Consider the following 23,593-nt stretch of genomic DNA (forward strand, 5'->3'; position numbering starts at 1 on the left):
GTCCCCTACCTCCAACCGCCCTCAAGAATTCACCCGTAAGGGAATGTGAAAAATGAACGAACTGACCAAATTCACGAACCAGCTGGCCAAGCCGGAAACCTTTGACCAGATCCAGATCGGGATCGCCTCGCCAGAGCGCATCCGCAGCTGGTCGTTCGGCGAGATCAAGAAGCCGGAAACCATCAATTACCGCACGTTCAAGCCTGAGCGTGACGGCCTGTTCTGCGCGCGCATCTTCGGTCCGGTAAAGGACTACGAATGCCTGTGCGGCAAGTACAAGCGGATGAAGTACAAGGGCGTCGTCTGCGAGAAGTGCGGCGTTGAAGTCACCGTGACCAAGGTGCGCCGTGAGCGTATGGGCCACATCGAACTGGCCGCTCCGGTTGCTCACATCTGGTATCTCAAGTCGCTGCCGTCGCGCATCGGCCTGCTGCTCGACATCCAGCTCAAGCAGCTTGAGCGCATCCTCTATTTCGAAAGCTATGTGGTGATCGAGCCGGGTCTGACCCCGCTTGAGAAATTCCAGCTGCTGACCGAAGACGAGCTGCTCGAAGCGCAGGACGAGTATGGCGAAGACGCGTTTTCCGCCGATATCGGCGCCGAAGCGGTCAAGGTCATGCTGATGGACCTCGATCTCGAGCAGGAGCGCGACGATCTGATGGAAGAGCTGGCGACCACCAAGTCGACGCTCAAGCCGAAGAAGATCATCAAGCGGCTCAAGGTCGTCGAAAGCTTCATCGATTCCGGCAACCGCCCGGAATGGATGATCCTCGAAGTGATCCCCGTGATCCCGCCAGAGCTGCGTCCGCTGGTGCCGCTCGATGGTGGCCGGTTCGCGACGTCGGATCTCAACGATCTCTATCGCCGCGTCATCAACCGTAACAACCGCTTGAAGCGTCTGATCGAACTGCGCGCGCCGGACATTATCGTCCGCAACGAAAAGCGTATGCTTCAAGAAGCCGTCGATGCGCTGTTCGACAATGGCCGCCGCGGCCGCGTCATCACCGGCGCGAACAAGCGTCCGTTGAAATCGCTCAGCGACATGCTCAAGGGCAAGCAGGGCCGCTTCCGCCAGAACCTGCTCGGTAAGCGCGTCGATTATTCGGGTCGTTCGGTCATCGTGACCGGCCCCGAACTTAAGCTGCACCAGTGCGGCCTGCCCAAGAAGATGGCGCTCGAGCTGTTCAAGCCGTTCATCTACGCCCGCCTCGATGCCAAGGGTCTTTCCATGACCCTCAAGCAGGCGAAGAAGTGGGTCGAGAAGGAGCGCAAGGAAGTCTGGGATATTCTCGACGAAGTGATCCGCGAACACCCGGTTCTGCTGAACCGTGCGCCGACGCTTCACCGTCTCGGCATTCAGGCGTTTGAGCCCGTGCTGATCGAGGGCAAGGCAATCCAGCTTCACCCGCTGGTCTGCTCGGCCTTTAACGCTGACTTTGATGGCGACCAAATGGCCGTTCACGTGCCGCTGTCGCTCGAAGCGCAGCTGGAAGCGCGCGTGCTGATGATGTCGACCAACAACATCCTGTCGCCCGCCAACGGCAAGCCAATCATCGTGCCTTCGCAGGACATGGTCCTCGGCCTCTATTATCTCTCGATGCAACGTCAGGAAAAAGCGCCTGAATATCTCGAGAACGAGGATGGCACCAAGGTCGAGATACTGCCGCGGTTCGCCGACATGGCAGAAGTGCACCAGGCGCTCGAGACCAAGGCCGTTACGCTTCACACCAAAATCCTCGCCCGCGTTCCGCAGGCCGATGAAGATGGCAACGTGGTGCTCAAGCGCTTCGAAACGACACCTGGCCGCATGCTAATTGGTGAATGCCTACCGAAGAACCACAAGGTTCCTTTCGACATCATCAATCGTCTGCTGACCAAAAAAGATATCGGTGACGTGATCGACGAGGTCTATCGTCACACCGGTCAGAAAGACACCGTGCTGTTCGCCGATGCCATCATGGTTCTCGGCTTCCGCCACGCGTTCAAGGCCGGCATTTCCTTCGGCAAGGATGACATGATCATCCCTGACTCGAAGATTAAGATGGTTGAAGAAACCAAGTCGCTGGTTGCTGATTACGAGCAGCAATATCAGGACGGTCTCATCACCCAGCAGGAAAAGTACAACAAGGTGATCGACGCCTGGAGCCGTTGCGGTGACCAGGTGGCGGATGCCATGATGGAAGAGATCAAGTCGCAGCCGATCGACAAGGACGGACGCGAGGCAGAGATCAATTCGATCTACATGATGAGCCATTCCGGTGCGCGTGGTTCGCCTGCGCAGATGAAACAGCTTGCCGGCATGCGCGGCCTCATGGCCAAGCCGTCGGGCGAGATCATCGAAACGCCGATCATCTCGAACTTCAAGGAAGGCCTGACCGTTCTTGAATACTTCAACTCGACCCACGGCGCTCGTAAGGGCCTCGCGGATACGGCGCTCAAGACGGCGAACTCGGGTTATCTGACCCGCCGTCTGGTCGACGTATCGCAGGACTGCACGATCGTCGTTGAGGACTGCAAGACCGACAACGCGCTGGAAATGCGCGCTATCGTTCAAGGCGGCAGCGTGATCGCTTCGCTCGGCGAGCGTATCCTGGGCCGTACCGTGGCAGAGGATATCGTCAACGCGGCGACCGATGAGGTCATCGTGAAGGCGGGCACTCTGATCGACGAACCGATGGTGAAGGAAATCGAAGCGGCTGAAGTTCAGTCGGCCAAGATTCGCTCACCACTGGTCTGCGAAGCCGATCAGGGCGTATGCGGCACCTGTTATGGCCGTGACCTAGCCCGCGGTACGCCGGTCAATATCGGCGAAGCCGTCGGCGTGATCGCAGCGCAGTCGATCGGGGAACCGGGCACGCAGCTGACCATGCGTACCTTCCACATCGGCGGTGCGGCGCAGCTCAACGAAACGAGCCATCTGGAAGCGATTTCCGATGGCACGATCGAATTGCGCGATATGCCGACCATCGTCGACAAGAAGGGCCGCATCCTGTCACTCGCCCGGAACGGCGAAATCGCCGTCATCGATGCCGAGGGACGCGAACGTGAAATGCACAAGGTGCCTTATGGTACGGTGATCATGTTCAAGGATGGCGCCAAGGTGAAGGAAGGCGATCGTCTCGCTGAATGGGATCCCTTCACGCTTCCGATCATCACTGAACAATCGGGTGTCGTGAAGTATCAGGATCTCGTCGAAGGTACGACTCTCGAGGAACAGACCGACGATGCCACTGGTATCGCACAGCGCGTCGTGACCGAAAATCGGGCGACGGGCCGGAAAAAGAAAGAGGAACTGCGTCCGCGCATGACTCTTCTCGGCGAAGGTCAGACCGATGCGGACGAAACTGAAGCGCAGCGTTACATGCTGGCTCCGGGTACGACGCTGTCGGTCGAGGACGGCCAGACGGTTGAGGCGGGTGACATCCTTGCTCGTGCCAGCCGCGAAGCTGCAAAGACGCGCGACATCACCGGCGGTCTGCCGCGTGTTGCCGAGCTGTTCGAGGCCCGCCTGCCAAAAGACATGTCGGTTATCGCCAAGATTTCGGGCAAGATCGAATTCGTTCGCGAATACAAAGCGAAGCGGAAAATCGCGATCATTCCCGAGGAAGGTGATGCAGTCGAGTACCTGATCCCCAAGACCAAGGTGATCGACGTTCAGGAAGGCGACTTCGTGAAGAAGGGGGATACCCTGATTTCCGGCGCGCCGAACCCGCACGACATCCTCGAAGTCATGGGCGTCGAAGCACTTGCCGAGTATCTCGTGAACGAGATCCAGGAAGTGTACCGACTGCAGGGCGTGAAGATCAACGACAAGCACATCGAGGTGATCGTTCGCCAGATGCTGCAGAAGGTCGAGATCACCAAGGGCGGCGACACCGTGCTGCTTCCGGGTGAGCAGGTCGATCGCGAAGAGATGGATGAGGCCAATGCGAAGCTTGGCAAGGGCAAGGAGCCTGCAGAGGGCACACCTATCCTGCTCGGCATCACCAAGGCGTCGCTGCAAACCCGCAGCTTCATCTCGGCTGCGTCTTTCCAGGAAACGACCCGCGTGCTCACCCAGGCTTCGGTCGAGGGCAAGAAGGACACGTTGATCGGTCTCAAAGAAAACGTGATCGTAGGACGCCTGATTCCGGCGGGAACCGGGGCCGGCATGAACCGTATGCGCGTGACGGCTTCCAGCCGTGACGCCGCGCTCAAGGCGCAATGGAAGAAGCAGCAGGAAAAGCTGGCAGCCGAAAGCGCTGTCGAGCCGGAGCCAGCAGCGGACCCCGTGTCGAGCGAAGACGCGATGAAGGCCGCTATGGGCGGTTCAGCGGGCGGCGGAGACGCTCCTGCGGCTGAATAAACGCGTTACAGACCGCAAAACGAGACAACCCCGCTGGAGCAAAGGCTCTGGCGGGGTTTTTCTTTTGTGCCGCGTACTTTGTCGCCGCTCGCGCGCGCTATGCCATGTTTAAACTCAAATCGATACTGGAGGCATTGGCTATTGCGACGCAGTTGCAATAAGTGTACCGATTGGCCTGACTGAGACAGGAATCGGAAATTCATGCCATCCAACAACCTTCCTTCCGCTGCCCGCCAATCGACGATCGCGCGCTTGGTTGAACCGCCTCAGATAAGTTGCCTTTCCCCGCAAGGTGCACGCTTCGTCTATTCTCTCCGGCTAATTGCCCTCCACGACCGGGTCCGGCGCGACCCAGTGCCAGAGCTCGCGGTCAGGCTCGGCAGCGTAGAGGTTGCCGCGCGTGCACTAGCCCTGACCCAAGCGATATCTTCTTGCTGGCCCGAGGCCGTGCATGTTTCGCGCTTTTGCTGCCAATTGCTCTCACATGATGAGATGACGGCGGGCACATTGGTCGATTGCGCAGCACGGTGCGATAGAGCCGGATTCGAGGGCGCGATCGATGGGCTTGTCAGGCCGGACCGCATCCACCGACTGTGGGACGCGGTGCTAGGACTCGTCGCGGCGGAGGCCAACGCTGCACCGTCATCGTAATCCTTGCCGCAGGCCGCCGTGCTGTTTACCGGACACGGGATGACCACAACTCGTTTTGCACCGTCGCCCACAGGCCGATTGCATGTCGGCAATATCCGCACGGCGCTCCACAACTGGATGCTTGCCCGCAAAGCGGGCGGCGAATTCATTCTGCGCATCGACGATACCGACGCGGCGCGTTCCAAAGAGGAATATGTCGAGGCTATCCGGGCGGATCTCGCATGGCTGGGGCTGACAGCCGATCGCGAAGAGCGTCAGTCGAAGCGTCTCGACAAATATGAGACCGCCTTCCAGGCATTGCGTGAGGCAGGGCGGATCTATCCGGCCTATGAGACGCAGCAGGAACTGGAACTCAAACGCAAAGTCCAGCTCGGGCGCGGCCTCCCACCGATCTATGATCGCGGCGCATTGGACATGAGCAATGAGGAGCGTGCGACCAAGGAGGCGGAAGGCATCGCGCCGCATTGGCGCTTCAAACTCGATCACGAAGAAGAGATCAGTTGGGAAGACGGGATTCGGGGCGCCTCCAAATTCGATCCCAGGCTGCTATCCGACCCGGTCATCCGCCGCGCCGATGGGTCGTGGCTCTATATGCTGCCGAGCACGGTCGACGATATCGATATGGGTGTCACTCAGGTGCTCCGGGGCGAAGATCATGTCTCCAATACGGCCGTACAGATCCAGATGTTTACGGCGATGGATGCTGTCGTCCCCGCATTCGCGCACGAAGCGCTGCTCGTGGGCAGGGAAGGCAAGTTGTCCAAACGTCTGGGGTCGCTGGGGTGTGACAGCCTGAGGAAACGCGGCATCGAACCCGAAGCCATCATCGCAGTTCTGGCGAGGCTTGGAACTTCATTGCCCGTGGAAGCAATAAGCGACCGTGCGAAACTGCTCGATACATTCGCCCTTTCGACTTTCGGCCGCGCACCTGCAAAATTCGACGACGCCGATCTGGAGCGGATCAACACCGCTCTTGTCCACGCAATGCCCTATGACGCGGTGAAGCATCGCCTGCCCGAAGGGATGGATGAAGCCGGGTGGCACGCAATTCAGCCTAATATCGATATTCTGGACGATGCGGAGGAATGGTGGGGTCTGGTCACCGGCCCGATCGAGCACGTCGACTTTTCAGACGCCGACCGCGCTTATCTCGGTCAGGCTGTTAATCACCTGAGATGGAGCAAAGATCCATGGGTCGAGCTCACCTCCGCTTTGAAGGAAACTACCGGGAGAAAGGGCAAAGCACTGTTTCTTCCGCTGCGCCAGGCGCTCACCGGCATGGATCACGGACCGGATATGGGCGAATTGCTGCCGCTCATCGGTGAAACCAAAACTAGGGCACGGCTGGAACGAGCTGCTGCCGGGTAGCGTTGTCCTCAGGTGACCGACCGAAAAACACGCAAGAAACAAACATCTAAGCGAACATTTCGATGAATGTTCGCACTCTTATGCCCGATTTCAGCTGGATTGGTGATTATGACGGCCGAGCGGCTCTTGCCGACGGGATCGCGGGCACGATCCTCGCGATTCTCCTGATTCCTCAGGTCATGGCGTATGCGCAGCTTGCAGGCCTTCCGCCCGAAACCGGACTTTACGCCGCCTTGCTGCCTCCCGTCCTCTACCTACTGTTTGGGACAAGCCCATTCGTTTCCGTCGGTCCGGTGGCGCTCATATCGCTCGTCATCGCAGAGGCCGCGTCTGGTTCGGGGGTCCAGCCAGCCGCCGCCGCCGCGATCATCGCGATCCAGTCGGGCACGATCCTCGCGGTGCTGGGCGCGTTCGGATTGGGCCGGCTCGTCAACTTCGTCAGCGAACCCGTACTGCTCGGCTTTACCGCGGCGGTGGCGATCCTGATCTTTACGAGCCAGCTTCCGACGCTGGTCGGAACCAACCCCGAGCGGGCAGGCAACCTGCCCGCTGCGTTAAGAGAGTTCCTCGAAGTTCTTCCCGATTGGCAGCCGATGACTGCCGCGATCGGTGCCGCGGCTGCGGTCCTCCTGTTTGCGCTCGACCGATATGCTGCGCCAGCCGCCTGGAAGATCGGAATTCGGCCCCCGTGGCGGCAGGCGATCGCGAAGTCTTTGCCGCTCCTCGTCATCATTGGCGCTGCTTTCGTCGCGGGAAATTTCGCCGATACGGTTGCCCGGGTTGAAGCGCCATCGGGCGGACTTCCTTCGGTAGCGCTACCTCCTCTCGACCCCGCTTTGTGGCTCAAGTTGCTGCCGAGCGGACTGGCGGTGGCGGTCGTTACTTTCGTCACGGCCACGGCTGTTGCCAAATCGCTCGCCGGAAGTGATCGGAGCGAGCTCGACACCAGCCGCGAAGCGCTCGCGCTCGGCCTTGGCAATGTCGGCGCCGCGATGTCCGGCGGCTATGCGGTGGGTGCGAGCCTGAGCCGGTCGGCATTGGTGGAGGATAGCGGCGCAAAATCACCATTTGCATCGGTCATCGCCGCCTCGCTCGTGCTGGCGACGATTTTCTTCTTGGCGCCTTTGCTTGGATATTTGCCGAAGACGGCGCTGGCCGCACTGGTGATCAGTGCCGTCTTCGGCTTGGTGAAGCTGCGCGAGATGCGCGATGTCTGGCATCACGATCGATATGAGGGCGTGATTATCGCGATCGCGTTTACGGCGACTCTGGCTCTCGGCGTGGAACTTGGCCTGCTTGTGGGCGCATTGGCAGCTGCAGCACACCACCTCTGGTTCTCTTCGCTCCCGCGCGTCACCCGCGTAGGCACCAACGATGACGGCGAGTCGTTCAGATCCGTCGATCGCGACAGCATCGAACCGAGTGACGACCCTGCATTGGTGGTCCGCGTGGACCGCTCGATCTTCTTCGCGAATGCCGCCTTTATCGAAGACGCCGTTTTTTCTCAGCTAGGCAAACATGAGGGCATCGACTGCCTCGTTCTCGACATGCGCGCGGTCAACGCAGTCGACGCAAGTGGAGTGGCGATGCTGAAGAGGCTCGTCCAAAGGCTGTATGAAGGAGGGATCGAGGTCCGCCTCGCCGCGGCCCATCAGCCGGTTAAGGACAGCCTTGCAACGCTAAACTCGCAGCAATGCAGCTTCCACCGCACGGTGAAGGAGGCATTGGACGCGTGCGGGATTGATTATCGCAAGGACATCGCGCCTACCTGAGCTGCAAATGCAGCACGCGGGTTGGTTCGCTAGGAGGGCACTGGTTCTTGTTGGCAATGCCCTCCCTTTTCAATTGACTTGGCCTCAACCCGGCTCGACGCCTTCGTGATCATAGCTGATAATGCGCGAGATCTGCCAACCAGACGGGGCGCTATTTTTTCTCTCCCACAAGTGAATGAACGACCCTCGCTCGCGCGGGATGCTTTCACCATCAGGCATGATCTGGTGGAATTCGTGCACGCCCATCTGCATTGCGCCAAATTCGCCGATCATATGGGTCGAGATGCTGCCTGGAACTAGCACGCGCTTGCCGCCCGCCGACCCCGTCTCGCAATCTCTGGCGACGTCAGCGATGAACGCTTCGTGTCCAGTGTAGGACAGGCCATCCCGATCATGGTAAAACTCTATGTTATCGGAGATCAGCCCGGAAACGATGTCGATCTGGCAGCTTTCGAATGCGGCTTCGAAGAGACGTGCGTCCAGCTCCTCCAACTGACTTGCGACCTGCTTTTGGGTTTTTTCGGCTAGTGCAGTCGCAGGAAAGCCTGCAACTGCCATGGTGAATGCTGCACTAGTGGCGAAGGCGATAGATTTGGTGATGGGACTGGCTCCTAGGCTGGAATAGGTTCAACGGCGCGCGCACCGTACTGGTGTACTATACCACCGCTACAGTGCGTCAAGCGCTTGCTGCCGTCTTGGTCACGGTTCAACCGTTGTGCTTTTCCAGCTCATCACCTGTTAGTGTCACGATATGCAGCAGATTAGTCGACCCCGGCGTTCCGAATGGTACGCCAGCGAGCACGATCTGCTTCGAGCCTGCCTGGCCGAAACCGTGCCGCAGTGCCATGCGCTTGCCCTTGGCTATCATCTCTTCAAAACTGCCGATATCCTTGGTCGCGACCGCATGCGTTCCCCAAAGCAATTGCACCCGGCGCGCGGTCCGCATCGAAGGCGTCAGCACCAGGACGGGCGTGTCCGGTCGCTCTCGCGCCACACGCCGCGCGGTCGAGCCGCTCGCGGTAAAGACGGTTATCGCACTGATGGACACCGTGTCGGCGATCGTCATGCAGCTGTGTGCAAGCGCATCGGAGGTTGTGGCGTCAGGCGGCGTTTCGAGAAAGCGAACGCGTTCGATATATCCCTCGTCCCGCTCCACTTCGCGTGCGATGGAATGCATCATAGCCACCGATTCCTGCGGCCAATCGCCCGCTGCGCTTTCGGCCGACAGCATAACTGCATCGGCGCCATCATACACGGCGTTGGCGACGTCTGACACCTCTGCTCTTGTCGGTATCGGACTCTCGATCATCGATTCGAGCATTTGGGTGGCAACGATCACAGGCTTGCCCGCCCGCCTTGCCGCGTTGACGATCCGCTTCTGTAAAGGAGGCACTTCGTGCGGCTCCAGCTCGACGCCCAGATCCCCGCGGGCGACCATGATGCCATCTGACATATCTATGATTTCGGACAGGCGATTGACCGCCTGAGGTTTTTCGATCTTTGCGCAGAGCGCTACCGATTTGCCGCCATGAGAGGCGACGAGCTTGCGCGCTTCCGCCATGTCGTCGGGCCGCTGCACGAAAGACAGCGCAATCCAGTCGACACCCTGCTGCACGGCGAAGGCAAGATCGTTGCGGTCCTTCTGGGTGAGCGCCGGGATCGGAACTTCTGCATCGGGCACATTCACGCCTTTGCGGTTCGAGATCACTCCGCCGACTTCCGCCGTGCAGAAGATGCGTTCATCGTCTGCTTCCTTCACCTTGAGCCGGATCTTCCCGTCGTTGATCAGAAGCCGCTGCCCGCGTTCCAAGATACCGAACAGTTCCGCATGCGGTAGGCATACGCGGCTCTCATCACCGGGCGTCTCGTCCCGGTCGAGCGTGAAATGCCCCGAATGACGGATGGTGGCCTTGCCGTCCTTGAAAGTGCCGACCCGCAATTTCGGCCCTTGCAGATCGGCCAGTATGGCAATGGGTCGGCGAAATTCCTTCTCCAGCGCGCGGATATGCTTGATCGCGCTCGCATGGTCCTCGTGCGAACCGTGGCTCATGTTCACGCGGAAGGCATCCGCTCCGGATTTAAACAGGCGGCGAAGCATCTCCGGCGAGCTGCTCGCGGGGCCTATCGTGGCCAAAATCTTGACCTTGCGACCGCGCGGGTCGATCCTCGATTGATCGTGTCGTGCCATAGATTGGAAAATTCCCTGTGAGGGGGACAGCTATGGCACGGAAGTTTTGCAACTCAAGGAATAGTCACATGGCCACCGACACTGCGGATACGAATTCACCCCAGCCGCTCGATGCATTGGACGATGCCGTGGCCGCGGCGGCGTTCCGGCGGCTGGTTCGGCATCTGCGCCACCGACACGATGCGCAGAACATCGAACTGATGGGACTTGCGGGCTTTTGCCGCAATTGCCTCGCTGACTGGATCCGCGAAGCAGGATATGATGGAGACAAGGCAACGGCCAGGGAGCTGATCCACGGAATGCCGATGGATCAATGGAAAGCGGAAAAGCAAATCCCGACAACAGAAGCGCAAATTGCAGCGATGGAAGCGAGCCTGAAGAAGAACAAGCCCGATCTGCGCTGACTTTTCCAGCGCAAAAACCTGCGTTTGTGCAAAAGCGCACTTTTGCCCGCGCACGGTCCTCCCTATTCAATGCTCCGACCGATTCTCAATTCATTGGAGTTACCAATACATGGCTGAAGCCACCGACGACCGCCTGCGCCTGCTGATCGAACGCATCGAACGGCTCGAAGAAGAAAAGAAGGGCATCGCCGACGACATCCGCGACGTCTATGCCGAGGCAAAGGCGGTGGGTTACGATGCCAAGATCATGCGCCAGATCGTACGCTTGCGTAAGATGAAGCCGGATGATCGCAGCGAGCAGGAAATGATCCTCGATACTTACAAGGCGGCGCTTGGCATGGGCTGATAGGCTCTGGCTCGATGTTGAAATCTCGCCTCTGTGTTTTATATGTATAACACACTTACCAAGGGAGGTATTCAGTGCCAAGAGAATGGAAAGACGCGCGCGGGATCATTGTCACAACGACGCCCACTGTCGAGGGGCAGCCGATCCAGGAATATTGCGGCATCGTTGTGGGCGAGGTGATTGTTGGCGCGAACCTATTTCGTGACCTGTTTGCCAATATCCGCGACATCGTCGGCGGGCGTTCAGGCAGCTATGAGCGAATACTTGCCGATGCGCGCGAGCAGGCGATCGAGGAATTGCAGGCTGAATGTGCAAGCCGCGGAGGCAACGCCGTGGTGGGGGTCGATCTCGACTATGAAGTGATCGGTGACACTGGTTCGATGCTCATGGTGAGCGCCAGTGGCACGGCGGTGAAGATCTGACATGATCGAGATCCGGCGGCTCGGTGATGCGGACGCCGCGCTGCTGCCCCAGGTCAATCGGCTCTATGGCGAGGCATTCGGCGAGCTCGATGAGTATCTGGGGGATCCACCGACCGAAGCTGGGTCGAACGAACTGCTCAGCAATGACGATGCAGTCCTATTGGTCGCGTTGGACAAGGCCAGGGCGATTGGCGCCCTAACCGCTTATGTCCTGCCGAAGTTCGAGCAAAACCGTTCCGAGCTTTTCATATACGACCTCGCGGTGGCTGAAGAGTTCCGGAGGCGAGGCATCGCGACGAGGCTTATCCGCGAGGCGGGCAATGTTGCGCGGGGACGCGGCGTCTGGATGATGTTCATACAGGCCGATGCAGGGGACAAAGCTCCCCTCTCCCTTTATCGCAAGTTGTCCGTCGCCGAAGAAGTGGCGCACCATTTCAACATAGAGCCCTAACCTTCCAGTCCTGCGCTCATTGCCAGCGCAGCGATGCCGAGCGCAAAACCGTTATGAGCGGCGTGCAGGCCGATCGCGAAGCTCAGTCCGTAATGCACCCGCACGTAAGCGGCCATCGACCCGAGAACGAACTGCGGCAGAACCAGCGGTAACAATATAGCGCTCGCGCCTTCGGTGTAATTGAACAGATGAACCAGAGCGAAAGCCAGTGTGCTAACCCAGAAAAGCGCCGGAAAGAAAGTGCGAAACCAGCGCATCGGTGGGCGCTTTCGCAGCGCAAACAGGATAGCCGCAGCCACTAGCAAGCCCGCAATGACAGCACCGCCTGCTCTCATCTGGGCATCATCTCCGGTGTTTGACGCAGCGAACATGGCGGCGACCAGCCCGCTCGCTACGAGCACGCCGAGGGCCACCAGATAGCCTGGCTTCCCTGAGAGCCAGCTGCGAAAGACGACCTCCTCCATGACCGGTGCGACAACGACCACCAGCGCGACGGTGAGAAGGTTCATCTCCAGCGTGCTGTTGAGGTTTTCAGGCAGCTCCACGCCTGTCGCAACAATTGCCATCAGAACACCGATGAAGGCTGTCATGATGATCAGATCGAGCCCCAGCATCCGCAGGCTTGCCTTAGCGGGCTGAGCTGCATCTCCGACCGTTTCCGGCAAGACCGGCCGGCGGAGAAATCCGAGGTATCGGCGCCACTCGGCCGTGGCCGTTGCCGCCGGTAAGAGCGCGCCGCCACTCCGCCCGTCGCCGAAGACGTTGTCGATTTCGGAGGTTGTTACAGGGCTTGTGGTCACATCGCTCATCGGGCTAATGCGATGGCTCAATTTGTTCGCTTTAGACAAGCAAAAAGAGTTCTCATGGCAGGCCATTCCAAATTCAAGAACATCATGCACCGCAAGGGAGCGCAGGACAAGAAACGCTCCAACCTGTTTTCCAAGCTCAGCCGCGAAATCACTGTCGCGGCCAAGATGGGCACTCCGGATCCCGACATGAACCCGCGTCTCCGGCTGGCGGTCAACACGGCCAAGGCGCAGTCCATGCCGAAGGACAACATCCAACGCGCCATCGACAAGGCGACCGCAGGCGATGACGAGAATTACGAAGAGGTTCGCTACGAAGGCTACGGCCCGGGCGGTAGCGCGATCATTGTCGAGGCTCTGACCGACAATCGCAATCGAACTGCGACGGCCGTGCGCACGGCCTTCAGCAAGAATGGCGGCAATCTGGGCACCGAGGGTTCGGTCGCCCATGGTTTCGAGCGGCTCGGCTACATCGAATACCCCGCAGATGCAGGCAACGAAGACAAGGTTCTTGAAGCGGCCATGGAAGCCGGTGCCGAGGATATCGCGTCCAGCGAAGACGGTCACGAAATCTGGACCGCAGCAGAAGATTTGCACGAGGTGGCATCGTCGCTCGAAAAGGCACTGGGCGAAGCGAAGGAAGTCAAACTGGCGTGGAAGCCGAACATCACGGTCGATATGGACGAAAAAGCTGCCGGCACCCTGCTCAAGCTGATCGATGCGCTCGACGATGATGATGACGTTCAGACCGTCTGGGGCAATTACGAAATCAGCGATGATGTGATGGAGAAGCTCGACGCCTGAGGCAGCGGAGCGTGGGCTGGAAGGAATGGACTTTTGCAATCGCGTTAGGCGCGGCGTTCCTGCTCGCGTTGGCGTGGCGACTTGGTCTTCGGATCGGATTGTAGGGCGATGATCGTCCTCGGTCTCGACCCTTCGCTCAGCTGCACCGGGTGGGGACTCATCCGCGCAGAAGGGTCGCGCATCGCGCACATCGCGAACGGACAGGTGAAGACCGACCCGAAGGCGCCGATGGTTGAGCGCCTTAATCAGCTGCACGAGGCAGTCCGCCAGGTCATCGCCGAACACCAGCCAGATCGCGCTGCATGCGAGGAAGTCTTCGTGAACAAGAATGCGCAATCCACGCTGAAGCTGGCTCAAGCGCGCGGAGCGGTGCTCGCCGCGTGCGGTGCGGGCGCTCTGGACGTGCAGGAATTCGCCGCGCGGCTGGTCAAAAAGGCTGTCGTCGGAACTGGCGGAGCTGACAAAACTCAGGTGCAAGCGATGCTGAAAGTGCTGCTTCCCGGAGCCGAAATTGCGGGGGCCGATGCCGCCGATGCGCTCGCAGTCGCCATTGCGGCAGCGCATCTGAGAAGCGCTTGATCGACTGTCCCTTGCAAAAATGTTAACATACTTCGTGGTCGCAACAATGATTCGGGGAGGAATCCGATGAAGAAAGTTGCATTTTCCGCACTAATTGGCGCAGCACTTCTGGCCAGCGGCACGGCCAACGCACAGAGCTTTACCTACGAAGTGGTTTGGCAGCCGGTTGAACAGATCGGCGGCATCGTTGGACCCGATGGTCCGCAATACCAGGGCGGAGTGGTAGAAGGTGCTTACACCACAACCTATGCCGACGGGACGGTGAACACGGGAAGCGTTAAATGCGTCGGCACCGATCAGCCCGATGGCGGCATTTTTGCGATTCACCTCGCTTGCACCACAAGGGAGGAAGGCGGCGTTGCTGCGCTGGCCTATGGTTGCAATTTCATTGGCGAGCCCGGGCCGGAAACTCCGCTCGGCTGCGTCGGTGCGCTGCAAGGCAAGGAAGGTGAGCTTGCCGGACGCAACGGCAACCTGACAATGGAATGGTATTCCGATACCAATTCGCGCGGGACTGGTGCCTGGTTCGCAGAGTAGTCGAAACAAAGTGTCTCAAGGAGGCCGCCGAGTGTATACTGGGCGGCCTTTTTCTTTGTCCGACGCAAGCAGGCAGCCTTGCAGTTCGCAGCCTCAGGCGTCTAGGTGCTCGTCGATCCTGAACTAGGAGCAGCAAAGACGCGATGACCATCCACATTTACGGCATTCCCAATTGCGACACTGTGAAGAAAGCGCGCAAATGGCTGGATGCAAACGCCGTTGAATACACTTTCCACGATTACAAAAAGGAAGGCGCCGACCCGGCCAAGCTCAAGGCTTGGATTGCCGAACACGGCATCGATGTTGTGCTGAATAAGCGCGGAACGACCTATCGCAAGCTTTCCGAAGAAGACAAAGCCGCAGCAGCGGACGGTCACGCGGCTGTAGAACTGCTCGTTCAGCACCCCTCCATGATCAAGCGGCCAGTGGCCGAGCACTCCAACGCAACGCTGATCGGTTTCAAGGAAGACGAATGGTCCGCAACATTTTGTTGAAGAGCGCCCTCGCTACGCTGGTGCTGGGCCTCGCTGCGCCGACGCCAGCCTTGGCGCAAAGTGATCCGCTGATCATCGCGCATCGCGGTGCCAGCGGAGACCGGCCCGAGCATACGCTGGCCGCGTATGAACTCGCGATCGAACAAGGTGCGGATTACATCGAACCGGATCTTGTCGTTACTAAGGATCTCGTCCTGGTCTCGCGTCACGAGAATGAACTGTCAGACACGACCGATGTGGCCAGCCGCGAGGAGTTCGAAGACCGCCGCCGGGACAAGACGATCGATGGCCAGCGCGTGGCGGGCTGGTTCGCGGAAGACTTCACGCTTTCCGAGTTGCGCACCCTTCGTGCCAAGGAACGGGTGCCGAGCGCGCGGCCCGGCAATGCCCGGTATGACGGTCTATACCAGGTTCCGACGTTTGCCGAGATTGTTCAGCTCGTCCGGGTGAAAGAAGCCGAAACCGGGCGCAGGATCGGCCTTTATCCGGAACTCAAGCATCCGACTTTCCTGCTGGAGGATGCGGGGATAGACGTGGTCGATCTGATCTTGAGAGAACTGCGCGACCTCAACATCGGTTCTGACGATCCGATCTTCATCCAAAGCTTCGAAGTCGGCACTCTGCAACGCCTGGACAAGCGGAGCGATTATAGGCTGGTGCAGCTGATCCATCCTGACGGTGGACCGATCGACGAGCCGGATATGCGCTATGCCGAGATGGTTACGCCAAGCGGCCTTGCGGAAATCGCGGCCTATGCAGACGGGATCGGCCCATGGCTTGGTTACGTGCTTGATCCGGACACGATGGCGAATACGAGCGTGGTTGCTGACGCGCACGCACTCGGGCTGCAGGTCCATCCGTGGACTTTGCGCAAGGAAAACGGGTTTCTGCCTGCGCCGCTTCAAAGCTCTGGCGGACCAGCTGCAGATGGCGTCTACCGCCAGCTATGGTTGGCCGCGATCGCGAGCGGCGCGGACGGTTTCTTCACCGATAATGTGGAGGAATTCGTTGAACTGGCAGAAGCGGCGGGCGACTAGTTGCTGCGGCGCGCGCTCAGGATGTAATTGAGCGCTTCGTTGTCGGACAGGTGCAAGCCTTTGCCGAGCCCGTAGGCGATGCCACGCCGATCCGTGACTTCCAGCCCAACCTCGGCCAGCAAATCCTCGAACTCTTCAGGCGTGATAAAATCACTCCAATGGTGCGTTCCCTTGGGCACGTATCCGATCGCCTCGGCGGCGCCGACCAGCAGGACACGCGATTGGACCGTCCGGTTGGGGGTGGACATGACCAGCAAGCCATCCGGCGCCAGGCGCGCGGCCACGTCTGCAAGAAACGCGCGCTTGTCGGCAACGTGCTCGATCACTTCGACACTCGTGACGAGATCGAATGTACCGATATCGAGGCTGCCCACTTCACCGGCCATGTACCGGATATCAAGCCCGCTTGCCTCGGCATGGGAGGCCGCGACCGCAGCATTCTCCGCACTCGCATCGACCCCGGTGACGTCAGCGCCAAGCCGCGCGAGCGGCTCGCAAACGAGCCCGGCGCCGCAACCAATATCGAGTGCCGTCTTGCCCAGAAGCGGTTTGACGGAGCGCGGATCGCCGTTCCAGTGGGCATCGATTGCATCGCGAATGAACTCCATCCGCACGGGATTGACCTGATGCAGCGAGGCCATCTTGCCCCTAGGGTTCCACCAGTCCTTCGCGAGATCGGCGAAGAATGCGGCCTCCTCCGGCCGAATGGTTACATTTGATACGTTTGCGTTTCCCATTGAGGCTCCTTAACAGCGCGCGAACGCACTAACCAGCGGGGGCTTACGCGCTTTGGCAACGAGCAAACAACGCATTGTGATGAAATTCGGCGGCACATCAATGGCCGGAACCGAACGCATTCGACGCGTCGCAAATATCGTACGCGCGCAGGCAGCAGGCGGGAACGAGGTCGCGGTTGTCGTCAGTGCCATGGCGGGCGAGACGGACCGGCTGGTCAATTTCTGCCGGGAGGCAAACGCGCTCTATGATCCGGCGGAATACGATGTGGTCGTATCCAGCGGAGAACAGGTGACAAGCGGCCTGCTTGCGCTGACGCTGCAATCGCTTGGCTGCAAGGCGCGCAGCTGGCTTGGCTGGCAGATCCCGGTGAGGACGGTCGAGTCCCATGCCAAAGCCCGGATCGATACCATTGATGCGCCACGGATGATCGAAAGCATGGAAGCGGGTGAGATTGCGGTCGTGCCTGGATTCCAGGGCCTGTCCGAGGAAGGCCGCGTGGCAACGCTCGGACGCGGCGGTTCCGATACTTCGGCGGTTGCAGTAGCAGCAGCAGTCGGTGCAGATCGCTGCGATATCTATACCGACGTGGACGGCGTCTACACGACCGATCCGCGCATCGTCGCCAAGGCTCGCAAGCTAAAAGCGGTAACCTATGAAGAGATGCTGGAGCTGGCGAGCGTTGGAGCAAAAGTGCTTCAGACCCGTTCGGTCGGGCTTGCGATGAAAGAGGGCGTGCGCCTGCAGGTGCTCTCCAGCTTCGTCGGGGACGATGCGATCTCGGCGGACGAACTGCCCGGCACGATGATCGTGTCGGATGAAGAAATGGATGAATTGGTGGAGAAGGGCCTGATGGAACGCCGGCATGTGACGGGCATTGCCCACGACAAGAACGAGGCGAAAATCATCCTCACCAGAGTGCCGGACAAACCGGGCGCGGTGGCGCATATCTTTGAACCGCTCGCCGATGCCAGTATCAATGTCGATATGATCATCCAGAACGTCGGCCGGGACAAGGGCGAAACCGACGTGACTTTTACCGTGCCGCAGGCTGACTTGGCGCGAGCGCAGGCCATGCTGGAGGACAAGCGCGACATCATCGGATTCAACCGCATAATCACCGACAGCAAGATTGCCAAAATCAGCGTGGTGGGTGTCGGAATGAAGAGCCATGCCGGCGTCGCCAGCACGATGTTCCGCTCTCTGTCGGATCGCGGGATCAACATCCAGGCGATCTCGACTTCTGAGATCAAGGTCAGCGTCATGATCGACGAGGACGAAACCGAATTGGCAGTACGCGTGCTCCACACGGCCTATGGTCTAGACGCTGAGGATTAACACAGCTCGGTCCGCAGCAATCTGCGGTCATCTGACCGCCGTTAACCATAGTCGGTAACTCGCGTTTAACGGTGCTAACTGGACTTATTGCTCTCCACACGGGAGTCGCAATACATGGTCCTCAGAGCCTACCTTGATCCATCACCTGGCATCGTCGACGATCGCCGCGAACAGCGCCGCGCGATGCAGCTCGAAACCTCGGGCGCGCTGCCTGGCGGGACGACCGCGAACGTCACGGTGCATAACCTTTCGGCATCCGGTCTGCTCCTGGAAACAGATCTGCCGCTCGAAGAGGGCGAGGTGCTCGCGGTCGAGCTTCCCGAAGCCGGACGCGTCGATGCGAGCGTGGTATGGCAAAGCGGCCGCCTGTTCGGTTGCGCATTCGGAAGCTCCATCAGTGAAGGCGCGCTTGCTGCTGCTCAAACCCAAGATATGCTCGGCCGTACGCAGGCCATGACCGGGGATACCGGCGGTGCTGGCGACAAGAACCGGTTTTCTCCGGTCCTGTCCGAACCGTTTGGCGTGCGGTTAAACCGTTTACGGCGCGAACGCGGTCTTACCCTTGCTCAGGTTGCCGACGCGCTTGACGTAAGCAAGCCGACCGTTTGGGCTTGGGAGAAGGGCAAGGCCCGCCCTCTTCCCGAAAGGATAGATGCGATCGCAGCCGCGCTTGGCATATCTGTCGAGGAGTTGGGTGACACCATGCCGACAAGCGAAGGCAGTGCAATAGCGCAGGAATGCCGCTTACGTATTGCTACTGCATTCGGAACCGACCCCCATAGCATCCGTATCATGATTGAGATTTAGACCGAGTTCACCACACTGTGACTGATTGGGCACGCTCTATTTCTTGGAAATATGGTAAACAAATTCCAGCGTTGATTCGTTTTTTAGTCTAGTAAACTCACTGAACTAACGAAATTTATCATCGAATACGGAATAACAGGGGAAAATTTATTCTGTTTCGGTGATTTGTTAGTTTACAGATGATCTTGACTGTCGAGCGGAAAAACAGGGGTTAGTCGCTAACGCCGGGGGCAATTCGGCATGAAAATGGGTTTGAGTGATTTGGAAGGCCGTGTGCTGCACGGTCTGGTTGAAGAAGCGTCCGGCGATATCGTTCTACGGTTGGATGCCCAGGGCTTCATTGTTCACGGCTCGGAGAACATCTCCGAATTGGGGTATGATATTGCGGGCATGCTCGTCATGCCGCATGTATCCGATCTGGCTGACGGTGAGCATAGCGACCTGGTTGGTGCCTTCGTCGAAAAAACCATGAAGGGCGAGGCGGAAAGCCGGTGGTGCGAATTTCCAGTTATCGCGAACGCGCCCGCTTCGGTGTTCGATCCTGCCGACTACCGGCGGTGGTATTCGCTCAGCCTGCGCCCGATCACCGCTGAAGGCGGCACTGCGCAAGGCGCGCTGGGCCTGCTGCGATCCGTTCAGCACAAACGGGTACTTGAAGGGGAATTGCATAGCCGGGCGGTTACCGATCCGCTCACCGGCCTAGCCAATCGCCAGGCATTTTGCGCGAATCTGCGGCGACACCTTGCGGCAGGCGGCGGCCAGCTTCTTGCCGTTTTCGCCGTCGATTCCATGCGTGCCATGTTCATGCAATACGGCCAGCGAACCGCCGATGAAATTATGTGGGGCTTTGCCAAATTCCTCGAGACCATGGCACTGCCGGGGCACGAAATCGCCCAGCTCGATCACGAGAGGTTCGCGGTAATCCTGCCGAATATGTCGGCCAGCGCCGCGCGGGAATGGGCCGGGGATGTGCTGAAGACTTTTTCAGCACTCGCCTTGCCGTCATCATCGCGTGGGCCACAACTCTCTGCAAGTGCCGGTCTTGCGACCGTGGAGTGCACGGTCGACTGGACCCTGCGCCAAGCGGAGCTTTCGCTGGTCATGGCGCGCGCGGGCGGCGGTATGCAGGTCGGCCATTGCGGCTACGACATGTCCGGGGCGGTTGCTGCACGTCAAAACGCATCGAATGGCGCCAGCCCTGTTGGAGTTGCTGCCGCTCCGCGTTAGGCCTGCGGCTATGGCGCATATAGCAACGATTCTTCTTTTGGGCTCAGGCGAGCTGGGCCGCGAACTTGTCATCTCGGCGAAGCGGCTGGGGGCCAGAGTTGTCGCCTGCGATGCATATCCGAATGCACCAGCCATGCAGCTCGCCGACGAGCGCGAAGTTTTCTCAATGCTCGATGGCGCGGCGCTAAGATCGGCTGTCGAAAAGCACCAGCCCGACCTGATTGTTCCCGAAATCGAAGCCATCAGGACCGAGGTACTCGCCGAGCTGGAGCAGGATGGGTACAACGTCGTGCCATCGGCTCGCGCGGCCCAGTTGACGATGAACCGCGACGCGATCCGCGATCTTGCAGCGGATGAACTTGGCATCATCACATCCCGCTATCGCTATGCGGAAAGCCTCGATGAAGTGCATGCCGGTGCTCACTACACGGGACTGCCCTGCGTAATTAAGCCGGTCATGTCATCGTCGGGCAAGGGGCAAAGCAAAGTCGAAACCGCGTCTGACCTCGAAGCCGCCTGGAATTATGCCGTCGCCAATATGCGCGGAGACCGGGCCAGAGTGATCGTCGAGGAGTTTATCGACTTCGACTACGAGATTACGCTGCTCACCGTTCGGCACAGGGGCGGCACTACATTCTGTCCGCCAATCGGTCACCGGCAGGAACGCGGTGACTATCAGGAAAGCTGGCAACCGGCCGCGATGGAGGAAGGCACTCTTGGCCACGCACAGGACATGGCGGCCAGGGTGGTGGAAGCCCTTAAAGGAGGGGGACGAGGTTGGGGGCTCTACGGTGCCGAGTTCTTCATTCGTGGGCAGGACGTGATTTTTTCCGAACTTTCGCCGCGCCCGCATGACACGGGGATGGTGACTCTGATTTCGCAGGACCTGAGCGAATTCGACCTTCATGCGCGCGCCATACTGGGCTTGCCTGTCCCAGCACAGATTGCGAGCTGTCCCGCCGCATCCGCCGTCATCCTAGCCGATCGGGATAGCGAGGATTTTGCGTACGAAGGACTCGCCGACGCATTATCGAGCCCCGGCGACGTCGATGTCCGGCTATTCGGCAAGCCATCGACCCGGCCATACCGCCGGATGGGTGTTGCACTGGCTAGCGCAGACGACACCGACGAGGCACGCAGCCTCGCCGGTGAAGTGGCCGGAGCCATAAGGATCCGATACTCCGAATAAGCTCCGGCTCAACTTTGATGACTTAACCTGCGTTGTTCGAAGCGCGCTCACCAGTGACGGCGAGGCGGCTTTCGCTCTGCGCGCGCGCGATGGCAAAGTTGCGTTGCTCCATAAAGCTGGCTTTCGTCTCAGCGATGCAGTTCTGATGACTGTTGACGCCACGAAGCGTCAGGCTGGATGGACGGACGCCGCAAATCTTGTCGACGGCAGAGTTCAATTCAGCATCGAGCGCGCGCTGACCTGCGGTCGTTGTAAGGTCGAATTGACCGGTTGACACTTCCACTGTGGTTTGCGCGCTTGCGGGAAGTGCATTAAGAGCTGCGATACCAATAGCGACGGCGGTGAATACTTTACGGTTGAACATGATAATTTCCTTTTAGGGCGTTGATGGGGTCTATTTAAACTGGGCCGAGCGAGTATTACAGGGAGGGGTAAGGAAACACCCGCTCGACATCCACCAGTTCGCACCGTCTATTGGATTGGTTACATGCAGCGCTCGGAATCTTTGAGCACTGTGTTTCGGGCGAACACTCGCGACGCCGCAAGGAGTGCGCAGGTCGGTGTGGCTCTGCCAACGATCGATCGCGACATCGGCGATGGATTGCTCTTGGCGGGCCCGAGCATCGCATTTGGTCGTGAGGGAGCTAGCGCAGGGTTTATCGCTATCGGTATCAAGTAAACCTGTTTCATAGCGCACACTTTTGCTAGAGCTTTCAGGGAGGTACTATCCCGGAAGGAGCCGTGGCCCAAACGTCGCTATCCCGGTATGCTTATTACTTGTCGAAGCGGCGCTTCGGCACGCCCGATACTGCCAGTCTCTCTCTGGCGATTCTGGCGACCGCATTTCTTTTCACCTTGCTGCTTTGGATAAGCCCTAACGTTCCAATCGTCGACGACGACTTGGAGACATTGATTGTTGTCAGCATTGAACGGCCCTTGGCCGAACCTGTCGCACGATTAGAGGCAGAACCTAAGGAAGAACGCGAGAACGCATTCGATACACCTGCACCCAAACCGGCACCGGTACCGGACATCGACCAACCCGCTGCGCTCGCACCGGCTGCAGCACCGATACCAGCGGCTGAAATCGACCTCGCTCCAATCAAGCGGGCAAGTGGAGATGGCGAAGCGGGGTTTTTGTCCGAAGGAGCCAAGGGAAGAGTACGGTACGGAAGTCTGGAAGACGGTGCAGGCCTCGGCCGATCCGGTTCCGGAGATGGAGGTTCCGGTCGGGGGCAAGGAGGCGAGGAACTGCTTGTCGCCGAATGGGCGCCGGAAATGGATTTCGCGGTCGTGAAACGGTTGTATCCCAAGGAGGCGCGGGAGGCCGGCATTTTCGGCCGGGCTTTCCTCAAGTGCCGCGCCTTAAGCCGAAACCGGGTGCGGGATTGCTCGATCGTCGCCGAATCACCCGCTGGAATGGGGTTCGGTGCAGCTGCGCTGAAGGCGCAGCGTTCCTATCGCGTCAAAATACGCGATCAGAGCGGTGACCAAGTCTATGGCCGATGGATGATCATCGAGATCGCCTACGATGTCACTGAGTAAGAGAATGCTGTTACGCTGCTCCAACCCGATAGCGCAGGGTTTGCTTTAGAGCGTGTTCTGGTAAATTGCCGTTGGTCGGTTGTCTGTCTTGGGCAAGGGAGGGGGCGCACATGAATGTTTCGGATGCTTTTGCGCGAATCTTTGGGGGATTTCCGGAAGCATTGTTCGGCATTGGCGCCGCTGCGCTTTTCGCCGTTGCCTTGTGGCTGGCTGATCGGAACGTAAGGCTGGCCTACGGCAAGACAGTCCGGGGACGGATTACTGGTTACCGTGTGATCCGCGATGATGAAGCGCCCGACAGTTACGGCGCTATTTTTCGGTTCACTCCGGACGGGTCTGCCGCAGAGATCGAGGTGCATTCCCAGAACGAATTTCGAAGTGAAGCCGGACCGCTCGGCGAAGCTGTAACCGTCCGGTACGATCCGGCCAATCCCGCTCGCGCCGAGATAGCATCGCCAGTACGGCAGTGGCTTGGGGTCGTAGCAGTGTTAGTGCTTTGCGCCGGAACGCTCGCCGTGGCATGGCAGATTGGCGGATATCGCTAAGCG

23 protein-coding genes are annotated in these 23,593 nt (G+C 59.3%); 18 read left to right on the plus strand and 5 right to left on the minus strand.

Features of this window, described 5'->3' with window-relative positions; all coding sequences use genetic code 11:
* Window positions 1-52 precede the first annotated feature (52 nt).
* The 3 genes from rpoC (at window position 53) to KCG45_RS06750 (ending at window position 8,136) form a co-directional block, all read left to right on the plus strand.
* A complete protein-coding gene (gene rpoC, locus KCG45_RS06740) occupies window positions 53-4,345 on the plus strand; it encodes a DNA-directed RNA polymerase subunit beta' (protein WP_218316280.1) in 4,293 nt (1,430 codons plus the stop codon).
* A 690-nt stretch (window positions 4,346-5,035) separates the two neighbouring features.
* Complete coding sequence (gene gltX / locus KCG45_RS06745) at window positions 5,036-6,364, plus strand: glutamate--tRNA ligase (protein WP_218316281.1); 1,329 nt, start codon at window positions 5,036-5,038, stop codon at window positions 6,362-6,364.
* 62 nt (window positions 6,365-6,426) lie between these two features.
* Window positions 6,427-8,136, plus strand: coding sequence for a SulP family inorganic anion transporter (locus KCG45_RS06750; protein ID WP_218316282.1), 1,710 nt, complete (start codon window positions 6,427-6,429; stop codon window positions 8,134-8,136).
* Between the two features lie 84 nt (window positions 8,137-8,220).
* Here KCG45_RS06750 and KCG45_RS06755 read toward each other — a convergent pair whose 3' ends face one another.
* Both KCG45_RS06755 and pyk read right to left on the minus strand, forming a co-directional pair.
* A complete protein-coding gene (locus KCG45_RS06755) occupies window positions 8,221-8,694 on the minus strand; it encodes a DUF4440 domain-containing protein (protein WP_218316283.1) in 474 nt (157 codons plus the stop codon).
* Between the two features lie 148 nt (window positions 8,695-8,842).
* Complete coding sequence (gene pyk, locus KCG45_RS06760; protein ID WP_218316284.1) at window positions 8,843-10,324, minus strand: pyruvate kinase; 1,482 nt, start codon at window positions 10,322-10,324, stop codon at window positions 8,843-8,845.
* A gap of 68 nt (window positions 10,325-10,392) precedes the next feature.
* Between pyk and KCG45_RS06765 the strand changes: the two genes are divergently transcribed.
* The 4 genes from KCG45_RS06765 to KCG45_RS06780 all read left to right on the plus strand — a co-directional run bounded on the left by KCG45_RS06765 (window position 10,393) and on the right by KCG45_RS06780 (window position 11,947).
* Window positions 10,393-10,728: a DUF1244 domain-containing protein gene (locus KCG45_RS06765; RefSeq protein WP_218316285.1), complete on the plus strand. Its 336-nt coding sequence runs from the start codon at window positions 10,393-10,395 to the stop codon at window positions 10,726-10,728.
* Window positions 10,729-10,837: 109 nt separating this feature from the next.
* On the plus strand, window positions 10,838-11,074 hold the full coding sequence (locus KCG45_RS06770) for a DUF2312 domain-containing protein (protein ID WP_190788839.1): 237 nt from the start codon (window positions 10,838-10,840) through the stop codon (window positions 11,072-11,074).
* Window positions 11,075-11,178: 104 nt separating this feature from the next.
* The gene (locus KCG45_RS06775) at window positions 11,179-11,496 is read left to right on the plus strand and encodes a heavy metal-binding domain-containing protein (RefSeq protein ID WP_218316497.1); all 318 of its coding nucleotides are present in this window, start codon (window positions 11,179-11,181) and stop codon (window positions 11,494-11,496) included.
* A 1-nt stretch (window position 11,497) separates the two neighbouring features.
* Entirely contained in the window at window positions 11,498-11,947 is a 450-nt protein-coding gene (locus tag KCG45_RS06780) for a GNAT family N-acetyltransferase (protein WP_218316286.1), read from the plus strand.
* Here the strand turns inward: KCG45_RS06780 and KCG45_RS06785 are convergent.
* A complete protein-coding gene (locus KCG45_RS06785) occupies window positions 11,944-12,777 on the minus strand; it encodes a CPBP family glutamic-type intramembrane protease (RefSeq protein WP_218316287.1) in 834 nt (277 codons plus the stop codon). The two genes, KCG45_RS06780 and KCG45_RS06785, sit on opposite strands and share 4 nt — an antisense overlap.
* Window positions 12,778-12,810: 33 nt before the next feature.
* Between KCG45_RS06785 and KCG45_RS06790 the strand changes: the two genes are divergently transcribed.
* The 5 genes from KCG45_RS06790 (at window position 12,811) to KCG45_RS06810 (ending at window position 16,204) form a co-directional block, all read left to right on the plus strand.
* On the plus strand, window positions 12,811-13,557 hold the full coding sequence (locus tag KCG45_RS06790; protein WP_218316288.1) for a YebC/PmpR family DNA-binding transcriptional regulator: 747 nt from the start codon (window positions 12,811-12,813) through the stop codon (window positions 13,555-13,557).
* Window positions 13,558-13,665: 108 nt separating this feature from the next.
* Complete coding sequence (gene ruvC / locus KCG45_RS06795; protein ID WP_218316289.1) at window positions 13,666-14,136, plus strand: crossover junction endodeoxyribonuclease RuvC; 471 nt, start codon at window positions 13,666-13,668, stop codon at window positions 14,134-14,136.
* A 66-nt stretch (window positions 14,137-14,202) separates the two neighbouring features.
* On the plus strand, window positions 14,203-14,673 hold the full coding sequence (locus tag KCG45_RS06800; RefSeq protein WP_218316290.1) for a hypothetical protein: 471 nt from the start codon (window positions 14,203-14,205) through the stop codon (window positions 14,671-14,673).
* A gap of 143 nt (window positions 14,674-14,816) precedes the next feature.
* A complete protein-coding gene (locus KCG45_RS06805; protein WP_218316291.1) occupies window positions 14,817-15,167 on the plus strand; it encodes an ArsC family reductase in 351 nt (116 codons plus the stop codon).
* Complete coding sequence (locus KCG45_RS06810) at window positions 15,146-16,204, plus strand: glycerophosphodiester phosphodiesterase family protein (RefSeq protein WP_218316292.1); 1,059 nt, start codon at window positions 15,146-15,148, stop codon at window positions 16,202-16,204. Before KCG45_RS06805 ends, KCG45_RS06810 begins: the two co-directional genes overlap by 22 nt.
* On the opposite strand, the gene ubiG is transcribed toward KCG45_RS06810, so the two are convergent.
* Entirely contained in the window at window positions 16,201-16,941 is a 741-nt protein-coding gene (gene ubiG / locus KCG45_RS06815; RefSeq protein WP_218316293.1) for a bifunctional 2-polyprenyl-6-hydroxyphenol methylase/3-demethylubiquinol 3-O-methyltransferase UbiG, read from the minus strand. The two genes, KCG45_RS06810 and ubiG, sit on opposite strands and share 4 nt — an antisense overlap.
* A gap of 79 nt (window positions 16,942-17,020) precedes the next feature.
* Between ubiG and KCG45_RS06820 the strand changes: the two genes are divergently transcribed.
* The 4 genes from KCG45_RS06820 (at window position 17,021) to purT (ending at window position 21,500) form a co-directional block, all read left to right on the plus strand.
* Complete coding sequence (locus KCG45_RS06820) at window positions 17,021-18,277, plus strand: aspartate kinase (RefSeq protein ID WP_218316294.1); 1,257 nt, start codon at window positions 17,021-17,023, stop codon at window positions 18,275-18,277.
* Window positions 18,278-18,391: 114 nt separating this feature from the next.
* Complete coding sequence (locus KCG45_RS06825; RefSeq protein ID WP_218316295.1) at window positions 18,392-19,084, plus strand: helix-turn-helix domain-containing protein; 693 nt, start codon at window positions 18,392-18,394, stop codon at window positions 19,082-19,084.
* A gap of 252 nt (window positions 19,085-19,336) precedes the next feature.
* Complete coding sequence (locus KCG45_RS06830; protein ID WP_218316296.1) at window positions 19,337-20,311, plus strand: sensor domain-containing diguanylate cyclase; 975 nt, start codon at window positions 19,337-19,339, stop codon at window positions 20,309-20,311.
* Window positions 20,312-20,321: 10 nt separating this feature from the next.
* Window positions 20,322-21,500, plus strand: coding sequence for a formate-dependent phosphoribosylglycinamide formyltransferase (gene purT / locus KCG45_RS06835; RefSeq protein WP_218316297.1), 1,179 nt, complete (start codon window positions 20,322-20,324; stop codon window positions 21,498-21,500).
* 22 nt (window positions 21,501-21,522) lie between these two features.
* On the opposite strand, the gene KCG45_RS06840 is transcribed toward purT, so the two are convergent.
* Window positions 21,523-21,864: a UrcA family protein gene (locus KCG45_RS06840; RefSeq protein WP_218316298.1), complete on the minus strand. Its 342-nt coding sequence runs from the start codon at window positions 21,862-21,864 to the stop codon at window positions 21,523-21,525.
* A gap of 377 nt (window positions 21,865-22,241) precedes the next feature.
* Between KCG45_RS06840 and KCG45_RS15610 the strand changes: the two genes are divergently transcribed.
* Both KCG45_RS15610 and KCG45_RS06850 read left to right on the plus strand, forming a co-directional pair.
* The gene (locus KCG45_RS15610) at window positions 22,242-23,045 is read left to right on the plus strand and encodes an energy transducer TonB (protein WP_218316299.1); all 804 of its coding nucleotides are present in this window, start codon (window positions 22,242-22,244) and stop codon (window positions 23,043-23,045) included.
* A gap of 110 nt (window positions 23,046-23,155) precedes the next feature.
* Window positions 23,156-23,590, plus strand: a complete 435-nt coding sequence (locus KCG45_RS06850) for a DUF3592 domain-containing protein (RefSeq protein ID WP_218316300.1) — start codon at window positions 23,156-23,158, stop codon at window positions 23,588-23,590.
* The last annotated feature ends 3 nt before the right edge of the window (window positions 23,591-23,593 follow it).

This window comes from Erythrobacter ani, from assembly GCF_019204025.1.
GTDB lineage: Bacteria > Pseudomonadota > Alphaproteobacteria > Sphingomonadales > Sphingomonadaceae > Erythrobacter > Erythrobacter ani.